Origin of the sequence: Bartonella rhinolophi (assembly GCF_036576165.1) — a bacterium.
In the GTDB taxonomy this organism is placed as follows: domain Bacteria; phylum Pseudomonadota; class Alphaproteobacteria; order Rhizobiales; family Rhizobiaceae; genus Bartonella.
Genome location: NZ_JBAFWY010000004.1, coordinates 48,950 through 66,889, shown reverse-complemented (window position 1 = coordinate 66,889; position 17,940 = coordinate 48,950). Strand labels below are relative to the sequence as shown.

The window sequence follows — 17,940 nt, the reverse complement described above, 5'->3', positions numbered from 1 at the left end:
TACGCAAAAGCTATACTAGAAAATTATCGATACTTGGAGTTGTTGATGTCTGATTTATCCTCAAATCGTTTACCAAATCGTGCTTCTCGTGTCACAAATCAAGCGCTCTCTGCCATTGAGGGTTTTCTTCATATCGAAGCTTTCAGCGGTATTATTCTTTTACTGGCAGCAGCTGCCGCACTCATTTTTGCTAATTCTCAATATTTTTCTGATTATGAGGCTTTTTGGCATACACCTCTTGGTTTTAATTTTGGTCATTTTACCTTCTCATGGGACTTACATTTTTGGGTCAATGATGTTCTCATGACTGTTTTTTTTCTTGTAGCGGGAATGGAAATTCGGCGCGAAATTCACGAAGGTGCTCTTGCTGATTTAAAACAAGCAATTTTACCAATTGTTGCAGCGATAGGTGGAGTTTGTCTCCCTGCAATTATCTATCTCAGTTTCAATTTAAATGGTGGACATACCTATGGTTGGGCTGTACCAACAGCCACAGATATTGCCTTTGCTCTCGGTATTCTTGCTCTTCTTGGAAAAAAGATTCCTTCCAACCTGCATGTCATTCTTTTATCCTTAGCAATTATTGATGATATTATTGCTGTTCTTATTATTGCTTTCTTTTACTCAACAAGCTTTGATCTTAGTGGTTTAGCTATTGCGGCAGCAGGTATTACTTTGGTGTTGTTTTTTCAATGGATTGGACTTGCATCAGCATGGATTTACACTTTACCTGGTGCAATCATCTGGTGGGGTTTAATGGTAACAGGAGCTCACCCATCACTTGCTGGTGTAATTTTAGGTATGATGACTCCTGTTTTTCCTACCCGTACTCTTGTAGCTCCACTCACAATACTAAGCAATGCTATGAAAATTCTTCAAGAAAAAAATATAAAAACAGACTTGCACCATATCTCAACTGCATTAAAAAAAATGCGTAGAGGACAACGTGATATGATTGCACCTGTAACACGTGTTCAAAAAGCGTTACATCCATGGGTCGCATATTGTGTGATGCCAATTTTTGCCTTTGCAAACGCTGGTGTTAGCTTTGCAAATTTTGATCTTTCTTCAGAAAAATCATTCCTGATTGTGCTTGGAATTGTCATTGGTTTATTTGTGGGGAAGCCCCTTGGCATTATAACGGCAAGCTATCTGGCAGTAAAATCAGGACTATGCCGCTTGCCTCCACATACAACATGGACAGGTATATTGCTGATAGGATTTTTAGCGGGAATTGGCTTTACAATGTCTATATTCGTTTCAATGCTTGCTTTTAAAGATATTGTTCTGCTTGATTCTGCAAAAATTGGTGTACTTTGTGGATCTGGCTTATCCGCTCTCGTTGGACTTGGATATGGAATTATTTACATCAAACGCAGCAAAAAAGTGTCTCACAGTTCTCAATAAACTAAATGACAATACCTTTCACTCTCATATTCTAAACAGCAGTTTTAGCTTATCCATTGTGTTACGCTTGTATTATAATAGCATAAAAAAATATGAAGGATGCTCTATTGCTCCTTCATCAATAAATAAGCAAAAAGATGCGATACCACTTTTTTAAAATTATTCAACTTCCTGATAAATTTTATGAAGAAGATAAGTTATAATAATACATAATTTACGCGAAATAATTTATCTTTATTGGGTTACATCATTCAGATTATGACTAATCGATAAAAATAATCAATTTGTATTAAATTTATCAGTAAATGAATAAATAAATTTCCCTTCACAAACATTTTTACTAAAATCATGGTTGACTATTTCAAGTGTTTCAATTTCATTATTACCATAAGTATACAAATTGCATTTTCCATAACAAAAACGTCGTAAATCTATCTTCTCTATTAAATCAATATACTAAGAAAAAGAAAGTTTTTACGTATTCTCTAAGTTTAAAAATTTCCATATAGTCCTTTTCTTTAAATTGCTTATTTATCCTATAAAAGGCGTAAAAACTCATGGAAAAGGATATAATAAAACTCCCAAAAATCGTTTAGATGAAGTACAAAACATCACTAAAATAAGTCTTATCGGCTAATTTTTTCGCAATTACATGAACAGTCAGATAAAATCAAACCTTAACTATAACTTAAATTGTTTATCTGTGAAGCTATCCCTTCATAGCATATTGGGTTTAAATGAACATGACACTTTCTTCCTATACAAAATATTATTTGTACAGGATCTTCACTCCCCCGCTAGATGAACACCTCACGTTATTTGGAAACTCTTGAAAGTAAAAAGCGCTTACCCACTCTCAAGGCCATAAACAGCATGCAATGTTCTTACCGCAAGTTCAGTGTAAGCACTATCGATCAAAATAGAAATCTTAATCTCTGAAGTAGTGATTGCCTGAATATTAATACCTTTTTCAGCTAGAGCTTTAAATGCCGTAGCTGCAACACCTGCATGACTACGCATTCCAATACCAATAACAGACACCTTCGCAAGACCGCTTTCAAATTGGATAACGTCAAACCCAATCTCTTTACGATTTTTCTTAAGAAGTGCAACAGCTTTTTTTACATCTGCTGATGGTACAGTAAAAGTCATATCGGTTCTCGAACCATCTTCAGAAGTATTTTGCACAATCATATCGACATTAATTCGCTCTTCAGCTAAAGGACCAAAAATTGCTGCAGAGATGCCTGGACGATCTGCAAGCCGACGTAGTGAAATTTGCGCTTCATCCTTAGCAAAAGCAATACCAGTAACATTCTGTTGTTCCACGATTTCATCCTCATCGCAAATAAGTGTTCCAGAAGAACTCATTGGATCTCCCATGTCTACTGCATCGGGATCCTCAAAACTTGAGCGCACAAAAGTACGGACTTTATGAACCATAGCTAACTCAACAGAACGAACCTGTAAAACTTTCGCCCCAAGAGAAGCCATTTCAAGCATTTCTTCAAAAGCTACTTTTGTCAAACGGCGTGCTTTAGGTTCTATGCGTGGGTCAGTTGTGTACACACCGTCTACATCTGTATAAATATCACAGCGATCCGCTCGTATAGCTGCTGCCACTGCAACAGCGCTTGTGTCTGATCCACCACGTCCCAAAGTAGAAATCCGATTATCTGGAGCTAACCCCTGAAAACCAGCAATAACTGCTATTTGACCTTCTTGAAAACGCTGTATTAAAAAAGATCCATCAATATTTGTAATACGCGCACCACTATGCGCACTATCCGTATGAATAGGAATTTGCCAACCAAGCCATGAACGCGCATTCATTCCCATCGCTTGGAGCGTAAGAGCTAACAAACCTGCTGTTACTTGCTCACCAGAAGCGACGACCACATCATATTCATAAACATTTTCATATTTTGGTGAAATGTCACGCGTCCACTGAACAAGCTCATTAGTTCTGCCAGCCATCGCTGATACTATAACTGCAACCTCATTGCCTGCCACTACCTCTCTTTTAACATGCCGCGCAACATTTTGAATACATTCAATATTTGCTACAGATGTTCCACCAAATTTCATGACAATCCGTGCCATTATAACACTCTTACCTTTACACGCTTCTTATCTCAAATGACAATGAAAGCCCTACGACCCTATCAACAAACCAGTTTTTTGACATACCGAATATCTATCATTTGCGCAAGTCTAGTATATTTATGTTAATTTCTCTTGACTTTGGGTAAAATTCACCTGACTTGATCATAAAAAAGGAGAGTGACATGACAAATAAAACGCGCACTACAATTGATCAAAGTGAAATTGATCACTTTTCACGTATTGCTGCTGAATGGTGGAATCCACAAGGGAAATTTCGACCACTTCATCAATTTAATCCAACACGCCTTGCCTATATTAAGGAAAAAATCTGTCTTGAATTTAACCGTGACCCTGCCTCACTTATGCCCTTCGAAAATTTAAAAGTTCTCGATATTGGATGTGGAGGTGGCCTGTTATGCGAACCAATGGCACGTTTAGGCGCTACGGTCGTGGGAGCTGATGCTGCGCAAACTAATATTGAAGTTGCAAAAATCCATGCAGCCCAAAACAACCTTTCAATTGATTACCGCACCACTACTGCAGAAGCACTAGCCAATAAAGGAGAGCAGTTTGATATAATACTCAATATGGAAGTTGTTGAACATGTTGCTAATGTTAATCTATTCATAACAGCCACAGCAAAAATGCTTAAACCACAAGGGTTGATGTTTATCTCAACACTCAACCGCACGTGGAAAGCATGGGGGCTAGCTATTATAGGTGCTGAATATATATTACGTTGGCTTCCTAAAGGAACTCACGACTATAAAAAGTTCATAAAACCTTATGAACTTAAAAGCTTCTTATCAGAAAATGCCCTAACCATTATTGACGAAATAGGCATTACCTATAATCCATTAAATGATAGCTGGAATCGTTCAAAAGATATGGATGTTAATTATCTACTTCTTGCAAAAAAGCTTCATGAGAACATATCATAATCATAGTTATTACACATCTTTCAGCAAAGAATTGAGTTTACCCTCAGCATCTAAAGCATAAAGATCATCACAGCCCCCAACATGATAATCACCTATAAAAATTTGTGGAAATGTATTACGTCCATTCGCTCGCTTTACCATTTCTTGACGAAGAGAAGTTGACGCATCAATATCTGTATATTCCACGCCTTTTTTATTAAGCAAATCACGCGCTTTTGCGCAATAAGGACAGTTAGGGCGTGTATAAACTATTATCTCTTTCATAATATTAATTCTCCAATATTTTTTAATACAGTCAATTTGAAATCTCTTTTAAGAATCAGGAAAAATAGAAACCTCTTTTAAAGCACGCGAAAATGTTAGAACATCAACTTGCCGAGCACCTGCATGTTTTAACGTTGCAGCTGCCGCTGTAACTGTTGCACCCGTCGTAAAAACATCATCAATCAACAAAATAGAACGCCCTTCTATATATTTTTTAACTTTACAAGGTACTTTAAAAGCATTCCGCACATTCAATTTTCGTTCTTTAGCAGATAAGCTAACCTGTGGACGCGTATGCCGACAACGTACAAGCCAGCTAGGCTTAAAAATTTTTTTCTGCTTTGCTGCAATATAACGAGCAATCTCAGCAGACTGGTTATAACGCCGCCTAAAAAAGCGACGAAAATGCAATGGAATGGGAATAATGACATCACAGTCATCAATCACTTCACGCCCAGCAAACACCATCCAATTAGCCATAAAAGATGCCAATTCTATATGATCACTATATTTTAATCGCGTTACTAAAACTTGTGCAACCCCCTTATGAACTAAAACTGAGCGAACACGCGAAAAAGGAGGAGAATTTTGAATAGCCTCACCACTGAAAAAGCCATCTCCCATATCGTAAACAAAAGGAATTCCCATAACAGGGCAATAAGGTTTCGTAATAAATTGAAGGTCTTTCCAACACTCGGAACAAACAGTACCATAAGCAGAAACTCTTTGTTTACACTTAGGACAAAGAGGCGGATATAAAATCGTTATCAAGCGCTCAATGAAATTATTCAATATATCCCCGCCATTTAAAACCACTGTTGAAAAGTATAATATCATCAATTTAGGCTTTTTCAGTCTTCTTGTGCAAAAATTTCCTCCGTATTTTAGAATTTATAAAATTTAATGTCTTTAAAAATTTTTAATTCTTAAAAATCTGTTTTTATTTCACATCATAAACTTGACATAGCTTACGCAAAAATGAACCTTTTCAAAATATACCATATCATAAATCGAAAGCATTCAATAACATGTCGCATCCTCTAATTTTTGATTATACTCGTATCGAACAATACCGCAAACGTGCTTTCCAAAAAGCAAAAAAAGGGAACGACTTTTTATTGTCTCACATAACTGAGGATCTTTATAAACGTCTTCGTACTATTAACCGTCTTTTTACACTAGGCTTAGATTTACACGGTCATACTGGACTTGCTACGCAAACTTTGATGAGGTCTGGTAAAGTTTGTTCCGTAGAGCGCGTTGAAACAAACATGCTCTACAAGAGTCACGACAAAAAATTTCATTTACGTCATCGAGAAATTCTTGACTTTCCTCAAAATTATTGTGACCTCATTGTTTCACCCCTTTCATTGCAATTGACCAATGATACCCCTGGCGTTCTTAGTCAGATAAAAAATATTCTTAAACCAGATGGCTTATTTCTTGCTGTTATGGCAGGAGCTGGCACGCTAGTAGAATTGCGTGAATGCTTACTACAAGCTGAAATTGAAATCTATGGTGGAACAAGCCCTAGGATTTATCCCTTTGCTGATATCCGTGATGCAGGAGCGCTTTTACAACGTGTTGGCTTTGCTCTACCCGTAGCGGATATTGAAAATGTGACTACACGCTATAATACAATGTTTGATCTTATGTATGACCTTAAAGCTATGGGAATGCAAAATGCGCTCATCAATCGCTCACGACGCCCCGTGTCTAAACGCTTTTTTCTTCGCGCTGCCGAAATCTATGCAGAACGGTTTAGTGATCCTGATGGTCGCATTCGCGCAAATTTTTCTTTCATCTGGCTCTCTGGCTGGGCTCCTCATCACAATCAACAAAAGCCTCTACAGCCAGGCTCAGCTCAAATATCTCTTGCAGATATTTTAGGAAAATAACCAAAGAAATTATAGCTCTTCAACATAAAAATTATTTCTCAAAAATGCTTTTATCCATTGTACGTAACATCTGACTTGTAATAGTCCCAGCCAGCATTGAATCGCTTACATTTAGAGCTGTACGCCCCATATCAACTAAAGGTTCAATAGAAATGAGTACAGCAACTAAAGAAACAGGTAATCCCATAATTGGTAACACAATCAATGCAGCAAAAATAGCTCCACCACCAACACCAGCAACACCAATAGAGCTCAATGTGACAACACCAACAAGGGTAGCAACCCAAGTAAAATCGAGAGGATTAATCCCCACAGATGGTGCTATCATGGTCGCAAGCATCGCTGGATAAAGACCCGCACAACCATTTTGTCCAATCGTTGCCCCAAAAGAGGCTGCAAAACTCGCAATTGATTGTGGCACACCAATCCACTGCGTTTGTGCCTCAATATTCAAAGGAATACTCGCAGCACTTGAACGACTACTAAAAGCAAATATCAAAACAGGAAAAACCTTCTTGAAAAAGCGAAATGGATTAATCCCTGATATGCCAAGCAACACACCATGAACCCCAAACATGAGGATAATACCAACATAGGAAGCGATAACAAAAATCAGTAATTTATAAATATCTGCAATATTCGAGGTTGCTCCTAGCTTAGTCATAAGCGCAAAAACACCATAAGGTGTCAAAGAAATCACAATACGGACTAATCTTATAACCCAAGATTGCGCGACCTGAATGAATAAAAGAGCTTTTTCTCCCTTATCAGAATCATCTTTCCTTAAATGAATAACCGCAACACCCAAAAATGTTGCAAAAATAACAACACTAATAATTGACGTATGCTTGACTCCGCTTAACTCAGCAAATGGATTCGTAGGGATCAAAGATAAAATCATCTTTGGTACGCTTATATCCCCAAGCTGGGAAATGTTGGACCAAAGAGCAGTAGAAACATTTTCCCCACCATCTACCAAACTATTCGCTGTTAATCCAAAAGAATTAGTCACAAAAACGCCAATCAGCGCTGAAAGAGCAGTTGTAAAAAGCAATATTGAGATCGCTATTATACTAATTTTGCTAATAGAATCAATAGAATGTAGCTGAGCGACTGCTAAAACGATAGAGATAAAAACCAATGGCATAACAATCATTTGCAGTAACAAAATATAACCATCTCCAACAATATTAAACCACTCAACAGATTGTAACAGAGTCGTTTCACCCTCTCCGTAAATAACCTGTAAAACACTGCCAAAAATCAAACCAAAGCTTAAACCTAGTATAACACGTAGTGAGAGACTCCATTTCATTTTTTTACTTTGAGAAAGCAATAACAAAAAAATAATAAATAAAAACAAGTTAATAAAAAAATTAAATGCCATAGTTTACACCCACTATTATTATGCTTTACATAAAAAATAATGCATAGCTCAAAATTAATATGTAATATCTAGAAACAAACTGTAAAACTTGCTATAATTTCAAAAAATTGTTATTTTTTAAAATTATAGGTTAGAGATTTTTTTGTATATTAATAGTTGTTTCAACTTTTGCCAGACAAACAATACAAATATTCTGCTTTAAATTTCAATATGTGATGATACAGTAAGAATACATTACGGTGGGGATTAAACAGTTGCTTACGCGAAAATAGAATAATCTCCAGTAACAACCACAAAACTTCTTTTTCAAAAGGAGTCTTTCAGAGCTCTCTTCATCGTAAATGCCTCATGAAACGAGGAAGCTTTTATCTGTAAACATACTTTTCTCACAAACACATTAAAGACGAAAATTTTTCAGTACTTGAATCAATGGCTTGTCAGCATCAGGCATATGATAATTATCAAGATCGCCAATGAAAACCCATTTTAAATTTTGCCCTTCCCGCCCTTGCGCAACACCCTCATAATGATAACAAAGATACAATGGCATTAAGAGGTGAAATGTTTCATAAGCATGGCTCACAAACGTTAAAGGTAATAAATTATTTGGCTGAACATGAATACCTAACTCCTCCTCTAATTCACGAATCAATGATGCTTCTGGAGTTTCACCTTTCTCAACCTTTCCACCAGGAAATTCCCATAAACCAGCTAGTGATTTTCCTTGAGGACGTTCTGTAAGCAAAACACGATTATCTTGATCTAATAATGCACATGCAACGACAAGAAGAAGTGCATTTTTTATACGCATGCCGCTCTCCCACAGGTATAATAAGAATAATCATTTCCTCTACCATAAACCCTCATTCTAAAACGAAAAGATCCGCATACCTAATCCCCAAAAGAATCTACAGATACAGATATCGCTATGTTAAACTTATGGCAGACCAACTAACTTCTGTAATCACCATTGATCATAACGTACTCCTTCGTCAAATCACAAGACCAAACTGTCGCTTTACCACTGCCCAAACCGATATCAACACGAATTGTGATGTGTTTACCTTGCATATAAGCACCAATTGTCTCTTCATCATACTCAGGATCACGTTCACCATTGATAGCCAAGCGATGTTCACCAAACCAAATAGTCAACAGATCACGGTCTACTTCAACCCCTGCCTTACCAACCGCCATAACCACACGCCCCCAGTTAGCATCTTCACCAGCAATAGCTGTTTTTACAAGTGGTGAATTTGCAATGGACAGGGCAATAGTCTTGGCAGCATTATCTGTTGTAGCACCAATCACATTAACCTCAATTAAATGACGGGCACCTTCACCATCACAAACAATTTGTAACGCAAGCTCACGCAAAAGCTCACTTAATTGCTTGTAAAATATCTCATAACGCGAATCAGATTTACTTGTGAGACAGGGAAAATTTCCCTTTGCTTTTCCTGTCGCAAACAGCATGAGTGTATCTGATGTTGAAGTATCGCTATCGACAGTAATCGAGTTAAAAGAACTCTGAACCGCTTCTGATAACATGACTTGCAGGATATCTGAAGAAATTGCCGCATCACTCACCACAAAAGATAACATCGTTGCCATATCTGGTGCAATCATACCAGCACCCTTTGCAATCCCGTTAATGGTAATAGTTGTTCCTCCACAATCAAATCTGCGTGTAGCAAGTTTTGGAAATGTATCAGTTGTCATAATAGCTTTTGCAGCCTCCAACCAATTTCCTTCTTTTGCTGTCTTAGCCATATCTGGCAAAAGACTTATAACACTGGATGCATCCATTGGCTCCCCAATAACGCCTGTAGAAGCTACGAAAATTTCGTTCTCTTTAACCTTCAAAGCACTTGCTGCAGCACACGCTATTGCACCTGTTGTTTGTTTTCCTTTTCGTCCCGTAAAAGCATTTGCATTCCCAGAATTAACAACAACCCCCCTAGCAACCCCATGAAGAAGCGATGCACGACAATGATCTACAGGAGCAGACGAACATTTTGAACGTGTAAAAACACCTGCTACACTTGCTGGCTCATCGAATATAATGAAAAGAAGATCTTTACGACCTTTATATTTAATCCCAGCCTCAGCTGTTGCTATCCGCACACCAGACATTGGCAGAAGCTCTGGTATTTTTAGGGGAGACAAAGGCAATAGTTTTAGAACCACAACACGTTTTCCATAAAAATAAATGAAGCTGTCTGCAATTTAATGATTACGAAAAAATGACTTCTAGCAAAAAAGTTGCTGGGCTCTTTAATAATGTATCAAATTGCCCAGCCTTAAAAGGTACTATTCCACTTCTTCTTCGTTAGATGTTTCACTTGGAAACGAAATACCATTTTCATGAGGTAATTGCATAAGCTTTTCAACATTAGCGTCAGGATATTTTACATTTATCGTACTGCGTAAATCAGTAATAAGCTTTTGGTAGCGCTCCTTTATAAGCTGTGTACGCAACATCTCTTTAACATCATCAAATACAGGAGGTTGCTTTAAACGACGGTCTTCCACCTTAATAACATGCCAACCAAAAAGACTTTCAACGGGTTTTTTGGTGTATTCTCCAACTTTCAAACTAAATGCAGCATCTTCGAAAGGTTTGACCATTTGACCACGACTAAAGTAACCAAGATCGCCTCCAACAGAAGCAGAACCATCTGTTGAATTCTTTTTTGCAACCTCTTCAAAATTTTCTCCCTTATTTAAGCGTGTAATAATGGATTCTGCCTCTTTTTTTGTTTTAACCAAAATATGGCGTGCTTTCACTTCATCCTCTTTGGGCAAAGCAGCAACTTCCTTATCATAAAGAGCTACCAAATCAGTATCTGAAATTTGATCAACAACCATCTGTTTAAAATACAGCTGCTGAAGAACATTATCACGCATCACAGCCATACGTTTATCGTAAGCTTCAGTCTTATCAAGACCTTTGCTAATTGCCGCTTTAGTAAGTACTTGCATATCCAAGTAAGCTTTTAAAACCGTTATACGGCGTTGTTCATCAGGAATTCGCGCTAAGTTAGGATTTATTTCAAGTGCTAACTCATCCAATTGTCCTGCTGTAATCTCCTTCCCATCAATAACTGCCATAACATGAGAAGCAGCAACTGTTTTTTCAGAATCTTTCTCCAAAGCTTTTAAATCATTTGGAGCAGATTCTGTGCTTTTTTGAGCAGCCACCCCCAAATTTGTGCTCGCCAATAAAGCTGATATAAAAAACAGCGTGATAAAGTTAAATTTCATAAATATACTCCTTAAAAATAGACGCATGCTCAAAATTTCAGTTTTTATCATAACACTTTACATCTCTAAACATAGATAAATAAATTGGTAATATTATAAAAATATAAATTCTTCCTCTTATTTTAGTCTATCTTATCGCTCTTTATGATGCTGAAAACATGATGATATAGAAAAATGTCATATTATACCCTAAATTACTCCGTAATTATGTCAACTAAATAGCATTACTAAAGTTGACATAGTGCACTTAGCTCCTTATCTCTACTTCATAATTTTAAGTGAAAAATTACGCACAAATAAATATAATACATAATACCATCTGCATCTGGTTATATTAAACACCTTAGAAGATGTGGAGTATGGGGATAACATATGAAAAATCCAATTGTAGTGATAATCAATAAAGGAAAGGACCAGAAATGGTCGGTTTAGGTGTTTTTGCACGTAGTCTTTTTGGCTCTACTCATGAACGTCGTCTCAAAGCTTTTCGTCAAAAAGTCGTAAAAATTAATGCTTTGGAAGAACAATTCCAAAAATTAAGTGACACACAACTTTGCCAAAAAACCGATGAGTTTCGTCAGCGATTAACTGAAGGCGAAACCGTTGATTCACTCCTACCGGAAGCTTTTGCAACTGTCCGTGAAACAGCGAAGCGTGTTTATAATATGCGTCCTTTTGATGTGCAACTTATTGGTGGGATGGTACTCCATGACCGAGGTATTGCTGAAATGCGTACTGGTGAAGGTAAAACATTAATGGCAACGTTGCCAGTTTACCTCAATGCCTTAGAAGGAAAAGGCGTTCATGTCGTTACGGTAAACGATTACCTTGCTAGTCGTGATGCTGAAGCCATGGGAAAAATCTACGGTTTTTTAGGATTAACAACAGGTGTTATTCTACATAATCTCGATAATGATGCCCGCCGAGCAGCCTATGCATGTGATATCACCTATGCAACCAATAATGAATTGGGTTTTGACTATCTTCGCGATAATATGGCTTTTGATCGCAATCAAATGGTTCAGCGTGAACATCATTATGCAATCGTCGATGAAGTTGATTCTATCCTTATTGATGAAGCGCGCACCCCTCTTATCATTTCTGGTCCTCTAGAGGATCGTACCGATTTTTATAACCTTATTGATACATTTATTCCTGCCTTAACTCCAGAAGACTACGAAATAGATGAAAAACAAAAAACAACAACTTTTACCGAAGTCGGTACTGAAAAAATTGAAAAAATGCTCGAACAGGCTGGACATCTTAAAGGTGAGAGTCTCTACGATATAGAAAATGTTATGATTGTTCATCACGTCAATAACGCTCTCAAAGCCCATAAGTTATTCGTCCGCGATAAGGATTACATCGTCCGCAATGATGAAATTGTTATTATTGATGAATTTACGGGCCGTATGATGCCAGGACGACGTTACTCTGAAGGACTTCATCAAGCACTAGAAGCCAAAGAACATGTTGCTATTCAACCAGAAAATCAGACATTAGCTTCTATTACTTTCCAAAATTATTTCCGTATGTATAGAAAATTGTCTGGCATGACTGGTACTGCTACAACCGAAGCCGAAGAATTTAATAATATTTATGGTCTTGACGTTGTTGAAGTTCCTACAAATTTACCAATACAACGTTGTGATGAAGATGATGAAATCTATCGAACAGCAGAAGAAAAATATCGTGCTATTATAAATAATATTCGTCAGGCGCATGAAAAAGGACAGCCTATTCTTGTTGGAACAACCTCTATTGAAAAATCAGAACTATTGGCAGAACGCTTACGAAAAGAAGGTATTACCGACTTTAGAGTCCTGAATGCCCGCTATCATGAACAAGAAGCATATATCATTGCACAAGCAGGGGTTCCTGGAGCTTTAACTATCGCAACTAATATGGCCGGTCGCGGCACTGATATACAGCTCGGTGGGAATGTCGAAATGCGCATTCGACAAGAACTACAAGACATCCCTGAAGGAACAGAGCGAACTGCTAAAATTGAAAAAATAAAAGAAGATGTTCAACAGCTCAAAGAAAAAGCACTAGCAGCTGGTGGTCTTTACGTTATTGCTACTGAACGCCATGAAAGTCGTCGTATTGATAACCAACTTCGTGGACGTTCTGGTCGCCAAGGCGATCCTGGTCGCTCAAAGTTCTTTCTCTCTCTTCAAGACGATCTTATGCGTATTTTTGGCTCAAATCGTATGGATGGCATGCTACAAAAACTTGGATTGAAAGAAAATGAAGCCATTATGCATCCATGGATTAATAAAGCCCTCGAAAAAGCGCAAAAAAAAGTCGAAGCACGAAATTTTGAAATTCGTAAAAATTTATTAAAATACGATGATGTAATGAATGACCAGCGCAAAGTTATTTTTGAGCAGCGTATGGAGATCATGAATGCAGATGACTTAACTGAAATGATCATTGAAATGCGCAATGAAGTCATCGAAGATCTTGTAGAAATCCACATACCATCTGAAACATATGCTGAAAAATGGGATGTAAAAGCACTTCAAGAAGAACTTCATCAGCTCTTCAATTTAGAGCTTCCAGTAGAAAAATGGGCAACAGAAGATGGAATTGTTGCAGAACAAATTTTAGAACGCGTATCAGATGCTGTTATTAAACTTGAAAATGAACGTGCTGAACGCTACTCTCCAGAAATTATGGCTTATTTCCAAAAAGCTGTATTACTCGAAACCATCGATATCTTATGGCGTGAGCATCTGGTAAATTTAGATCATTTACGTTCTGCTGTTGGTTTTCGTGGTTATGCGCAACGGGATCCACTCAATGAATATAAGACAGAATCATTTGAACTTTTTCAGACTATGCTCAAAAATTTGCGTAGAAATGTCATTTCTAAACTCATGCGTTTCGAGGTCGTCCAGCAACCTACAGAATCAATGCCTATACACACTGACGCAGATGATTCTGCCCTAAATGACCAAGGTAAAAAAAATGATCCCATCTTATGGGTACAATCACAAGAAAATAGGTTTGTTAACCCAAGTGACCGCGACCCCAATGATTTAACTACATGGGGAAAAGTTGGACGTAATGAACGTTGTCCTTGTGGTTCAAAGAAAAAGTACAAACATTGTCACGGAGCTTTCGTCTGAAAAGCAAACAATTAAAATGAATAAGAAAAATTATGAAAAAGAATTACGCGCAGCAGGTTTAAGAGTAACACGTCAAAGACGTATTATTCTTGATATTTTGATCGACACAAACGACCACCCAAACGCGTTTGAAATTTTTCAGCATGCCAATAAAATAGATTCTAGTATTTCTTTATCAACCGTTTATCGAACCATGAAAATATTAGAAGAAAACGGGACAATCCATCGCCACACTTTTAGTGGTGGACCTTCTCGTTTTGAGCAAGCAGATGGAAAGCATCATGACCACCTTATTGATGTAGAAACAGGAAAAGTTATAGAATTTCAATCTGATATGATTGAAAAACTACAAGAAGAAATTGCAAAATCTCTTGGCTATAATATCATTCATCGCCGTCTTGAACTTTATGGAAAAAAACGCAACCCTTAAATCAATGATTTCGTACGTGTAATTAAAAAGCTTTTCATGCAAATCGGATTTACATAAGTTTACAATAAAAACCTACACTGTAGCTTTCATTGGCAAAAAAGCTTTTCTGCTTTATTGTCCCCTTCTATATGATGCTATAAAATAATCAGTTACCAGTACTTAATAAATTAGGCTAATATTATCATGGTTTCTCTGCCACAAGATCGTATAAAACAACTTGAAAAGCGCTTTGAAATAATTGAAAATCAAATGGCTAAAAGCCCAAACGCTGAAACTTATGTAAAATTAGCTTCTGAATATGCAGAATTACAGCCAATTGTCACTTCTATACGAACATTAAGCGCTCTTTATGCAGAAATTACAGAGCTAGAAACTATCATAAATGACAAACTAACAGATGTGGATATGCGCAATCTTGCCCAAGAAGAGCTTCCATCATTATGTCAAAAAATGGAAAAACTTGAACAAGAGCTCCAGATTCTTCTTTTGCCTAAAGATGTTGCTGATGAAAAAAGCGCCATTGTTGAAATTCGAGCAGGGACAGGTGGATCAGAAGCAGCACTTTTTGCAGGTGATCTTTTCCGCATGTATGAACGTTATGCCGCTTCTCATAGCTGGAAAGTTGAAGTTGTTTCGCTCAATGAGGGTGAAGTTGGTGGATATAAAGAAATTATTGCCACTGTTTCAGGCAAAGGGGTCTTTTCTAAACTAAAATTTGAATCAGGCGTCCATCGTGTGCAACGCGTCCCTGAAACAGAAACTGGTGGGCGCATTCATACATCTGCAGCAACCGTTGCTGTACTTCCAGAGGCCGAAGAAATTGACATCGAGATTCGCCCTGAAGATATCCGCATAGATACAATGCGAGCATCTGGAGCAGGAGGACAACATGTCAATACCACTGATTCAGCTGTTCGCATTACACATATTCCAACAGGAATTATGGTAGTGCAAGCAGAAAAATCACAACATCAAAACCGAGCACGTGCGCTTCAAATTTTACGTGCACGTTTATTCGATATAGAACGACAAAAAGCAGAAAGTGAACGCTCAGCATCTCGCAAAAATCAAGTTGGCTCTGGTGATCGATCAGAACGCATTCGTACCTATAATTTTCCACAAGGGCGTGTCACAGATCATCGTATTAATCTCACTTTGTATAAACTTGATCGCATATTAGAAGGAGATATTGATGAGCTTATTAATGCGCTCATATCTGATTACCAAACAACTCTTCTTACTGAAATGGATGATAAATGAATGAGTGATCATTTTCTTAATAAGATCATTCAGCAAACTCAAGAAAAATTGCGTTATCATAGAATTTCTGAAGCTAATCTTGATGCCAAAATACTTGTTGAATGGATAACGAATACAAATGCATCTGATAGAATCATTCAACCAAATTTACGTTTATCTCCTGAGCAAATGGTACAATTAGAACAAGCTGTACAACGACGTATTGCAGGCGAACCTGTTTATCGTATCATGGGGAAACGAGAATTTTACGGTATATCCTTTGCATTATCGCAAGATACACTCGAGCCACGACCTGATACAGAGACGTTGGTGGACCTTGTCTTACCTCTCCTAAAAAAATATGTAAAACAATCAGGAAAAACAACGCTACTTGATATGGGAACAGGCAGTGGCGCCATCGCTATTGCAATTCTTAAACAAATTCCTCAATCCTATGCAGTAGCTGTCGATATTTCTGAAAATGCTCTCAAAACCGCTATAAAAAATGCAAAAAATGCGGAAGTTATACATCGTTTTACACCACTTCTCAGTGATTGGTTTGATTCTGTTACAAATCGATTTGATCTCATTATTTCTAACCCACCCTATATTCCAGAACAAGATATCAAAAATCTTGCAAAAGAAGTGCGTCTACATGACCCATTACGTGCGCTAATCGGTGGAAAAGATGGTCTTGATTTTTATCGAAAAATCGCACATGACGCGGTGCATTATTTAAACAAAAAAGGCCATGTAGCTGTTGAAATTGGCTATTCTCAAGAAAAAAAAGTTTGTGATTTATTTGAAAAAAACGGCTTTCAGTGTATAAAAATGCACAGAGATTTGTGTGATATACCCCGCGGACTTCTCTTTACATACGATCATTAAAACTCCCAATCATCATCTACGGTAGCAACTGCCTTGCCAATAACATAGGAAGAACCAGAGCCTGAAAAGAAGTCATGATTTTCATCAGAGCTTGGTGATAAAGCTGCTAAAATAGCTGGATTAACACGACAAACCTCAGGGGGGAAAAGAGATTCAAAACCCAAATTCATTAAAGCCTTATTTGCATTATAATGAAGAAAAGCTTTAACGTCTTCCGTCAATCCAATAGAATCATAAAGATCTTCAGTATATTTGCATTCAATATTGTAAAGATCAAAGAGCAAGTCGAAAGCAAAATCTTTTATTTCTTGTTTCTTGGCCTCATCCAGCTTTGCAAACCCTAATTGAAATTTATAACCTATATAATAACCATGTACAGCTTCATCGCGAATAATAAGCCGAATTAGATCGGCTGTATTGCTTAATTTAGCGCGACTTGCCCAATACATAGGTAAATAAAAACCAGAATAAAACAAAAAGCTTTCAAGTAAAGTCGAAGCAATTTTCTTCTTTAGTGGATCATTCGCTTCATAACGCTCAAGTACTAGTCTAGCCTTTTTTTGCAAATAAACATTTTCTTCTGACCACCTAAAAGCATCATCTACCTCTACAGTTGAACACAAAGTTGAAAAAATAGAAGAATAAGAACGCGCATGAACTGCTTCCATGAACGCAATATTTGTTAACACTGCTTCTTCATGCTCTGTTATTGCATCAGCCATAAGTGAAATGGCTCCTACTGTATTTTGAACCGTATCTAAGAGAGTCAACCCTGTAAAAACACGAATCGTTAGCTTGCGTTCTTCTTCCTTCAAACTTGCCCATGAAGGAATATCGTTAGAAAGCGGAACCTTCTCAGGCAACCAAAAATTTCCAGTTAAACGATTCCAAACTTCAAGATCCCTCTCATCATGCAATCTATTCCAATTTACAGCAGAAACAACAGGATTCTTGGTTGTAATCTTTGTCATAAACTATC

15 protein-coding genes are annotated in these 17,940 nt (G+C 37.3%); 7 read left to right on the top strand and 8 right to left on the bottom strand.

Annotated features, from left to right (window positions below):
• Positions 1-45: 45 nt before the first annotated feature.
• Positions 46-1,407, top strand: coding sequence for a Na+/H+ antiporter NhaA (gene nhaA / locus V5N67_RS03960; protein WP_332060607.1), 1,362 nt, complete (start codon positions 46-48; stop codon positions 1,405-1,407).
• A gap of 846 nt (positions 1,408-2,253) precedes the next feature.
• Here nhaA and V5N67_RS03955 read toward each other — a convergent pair.
• Positions 2,254-3,510 (bottom strand): aspartate kinase, encoded by a 1,257-nt coding sequence (locus V5N67_RS03955; protein WP_332060606.1) that lies wholly within the window; start codon positions 3,508-3,510, stop codon positions 2,254-2,256.
• A 185-nt stretch (positions 3,511-3,695) separates the two neighbouring features.
• On the opposite strand from V5N67_RS03955, the gene ubiG reads away from it, so the two are divergent.
• Positions 3,696-4,454, top strand: coding sequence for a bifunctional 2-polyprenyl-6-hydroxyphenol methylase/3-demethylubiquinol 3-O-methyltransferase UbiG (gene ubiG / locus V5N67_RS03950; RefSeq protein ID WP_332060605.1), 759 nt, complete (start codon positions 3,696-3,698; stop codon positions 4,452-4,454).
• 9 nt (positions 4,455-4,463) lie between these two features.
• Here ubiG and grxC read toward each other — a convergent pair whose 3' ends face one another.
• Together grxC and V5N67_RS03940 are read right to left on the bottom strand one after the other, a co-directional pair.
• Complete coding sequence (gene grxC / locus V5N67_RS03945) at positions 4,464-4,718, bottom strand: glutaredoxin 3 (protein ID WP_332060604.1); 255 nt, start codon at positions 4,716-4,718, stop codon at positions 4,464-4,466.
• A gap of 48 nt (positions 4,719-4,766) precedes the next feature.
• The gene (locus tag V5N67_RS03940) at positions 4,767-5,555 is read right to left on the bottom strand and encodes a ComF family protein (RefSeq protein ID WP_442879238.1); all 789 of its coding nucleotides are present in this window, start codon (positions 5,553-5,555) and stop codon (positions 4,767-4,769) included.
• Positions 5,556-5,746: 191 nt separating this feature from the next.
• Between V5N67_RS03940 and V5N67_RS03935 the strand changes: the two genes are divergently transcribed.
• The gene (locus V5N67_RS03935; RefSeq protein WP_332060603.1) at positions 5,747-6,616 is read left to right on the top strand and encodes a methyltransferase domain-containing protein; all 870 of its coding nucleotides are present in this window, start codon (positions 5,747-5,749) and stop codon (positions 6,614-6,616) included.
• Positions 6,617-6,647: 31 nt separating this feature from the next.
• On the opposite strand, the gene V5N67_RS03930 is transcribed toward V5N67_RS03935, so the two are convergent.
• From V5N67_RS03930 to V5N67_RS03915, 4 genes are all read right to left on the bottom strand, one after another.
• On the bottom strand, positions 6,648-8,003 hold the full coding sequence (locus V5N67_RS03930) for a cation:dicarboxylate symporter family transporter (protein WP_332060602.1): 1,356 nt from the start codon (positions 8,001-8,003) through the stop codon (positions 6,648-6,650).
• Positions 8,004-8,400: 397 nt separating this feature from the next.
• Positions 8,401-8,814 carry an 8-oxo-dGTP diphosphatase MutT gene (gene mutT, locus V5N67_RS03925; protein ID WP_332060601.1) on the bottom strand — a complete coding sequence of 138 codons (414 nt, stop codon included), beginning with the start codon at positions 8,812-8,814 and terminating at the stop codon, positions 8,401-8,403.
• A 140-nt stretch (positions 8,815-8,954) separates the two neighbouring features.
• Entirely contained in the window at positions 8,955-10,193 is a 1,239-nt protein-coding gene (argJ, locus tag V5N67_RS03920; RefSeq protein ID WP_332060600.1) for a bifunctional glutamate N-acetyltransferase/amino-acid acetyltransferase ArgJ, read from the bottom strand.
• 123 nt (positions 10,194-10,316) lie between these two features.
• Positions 10,317-11,270, bottom strand: coding sequence for a peptidylprolyl isomerase (locus V5N67_RS03915; protein WP_332060599.1), 954 nt, complete (start codon positions 11,268-11,270; stop codon positions 10,317-10,319).
• Positions 11,271-11,689: 419 nt separating this feature from the next.
• On the opposite strand from V5N67_RS03915, the gene secA reads away from it, so the two are divergent.
• From secA to prmC, 4 genes are all read left to right on the top strand, one after another.
• A complete protein-coding gene (secA, locus tag V5N67_RS03910; protein ID WP_332060598.1) occupies positions 11,690-14,404 on the top strand; it encodes a preprotein translocase subunit SecA in 2,715 nt (904 codons plus the stop codon).
• On the top strand, positions 14,343-14,834 hold the full coding sequence (locus tag V5N67_RS03905; protein WP_332060597.1) for a Fur family transcriptional regulator: 492 nt from the start codon (positions 14,343-14,345) through the stop codon (positions 14,832-14,834). The genes secA and V5N67_RS03905 overlap by 62 nt, the downstream gene beginning before the upstream one ends.
• Before the next feature lie 183 nt (positions 14,835-15,017).
• On the top strand, positions 15,018-16,094 hold the full coding sequence (gene prfA / locus V5N67_RS03900) for a peptide chain release factor 1 (protein ID WP_332060596.1): 1,077 nt from the start codon (positions 15,018-15,020) through the stop codon (positions 16,092-16,094).
• Positions 16,095-16,961 (top strand): peptide chain release factor N(5)-glutamine methyltransferase, encoded by an 867-nt coding sequence (gene prmC / locus V5N67_RS03895; RefSeq protein ID WP_332060595.1) that lies wholly within the window; start codon positions 16,095-16,097, stop codon positions 16,959-16,961.
• On the opposite strand, the gene nrdF is transcribed toward prmC, so the two are convergent.
• Positions 16,958-17,932 carry a class 1b ribonucleoside-diphosphate reductase subunit beta gene (gene nrdF, locus V5N67_RS03890; protein ID WP_332060594.1) on the bottom strand — a complete coding sequence of 325 codons (975 nt, stop codon included), beginning with the start codon at positions 17,930-17,932 and terminating at the stop codon, positions 16,958-16,960. The genes prmC and nrdF overlap by 4 nt on opposite strands.
• Positions 17,933-17,940: the final 8 nt, after the last annotated feature.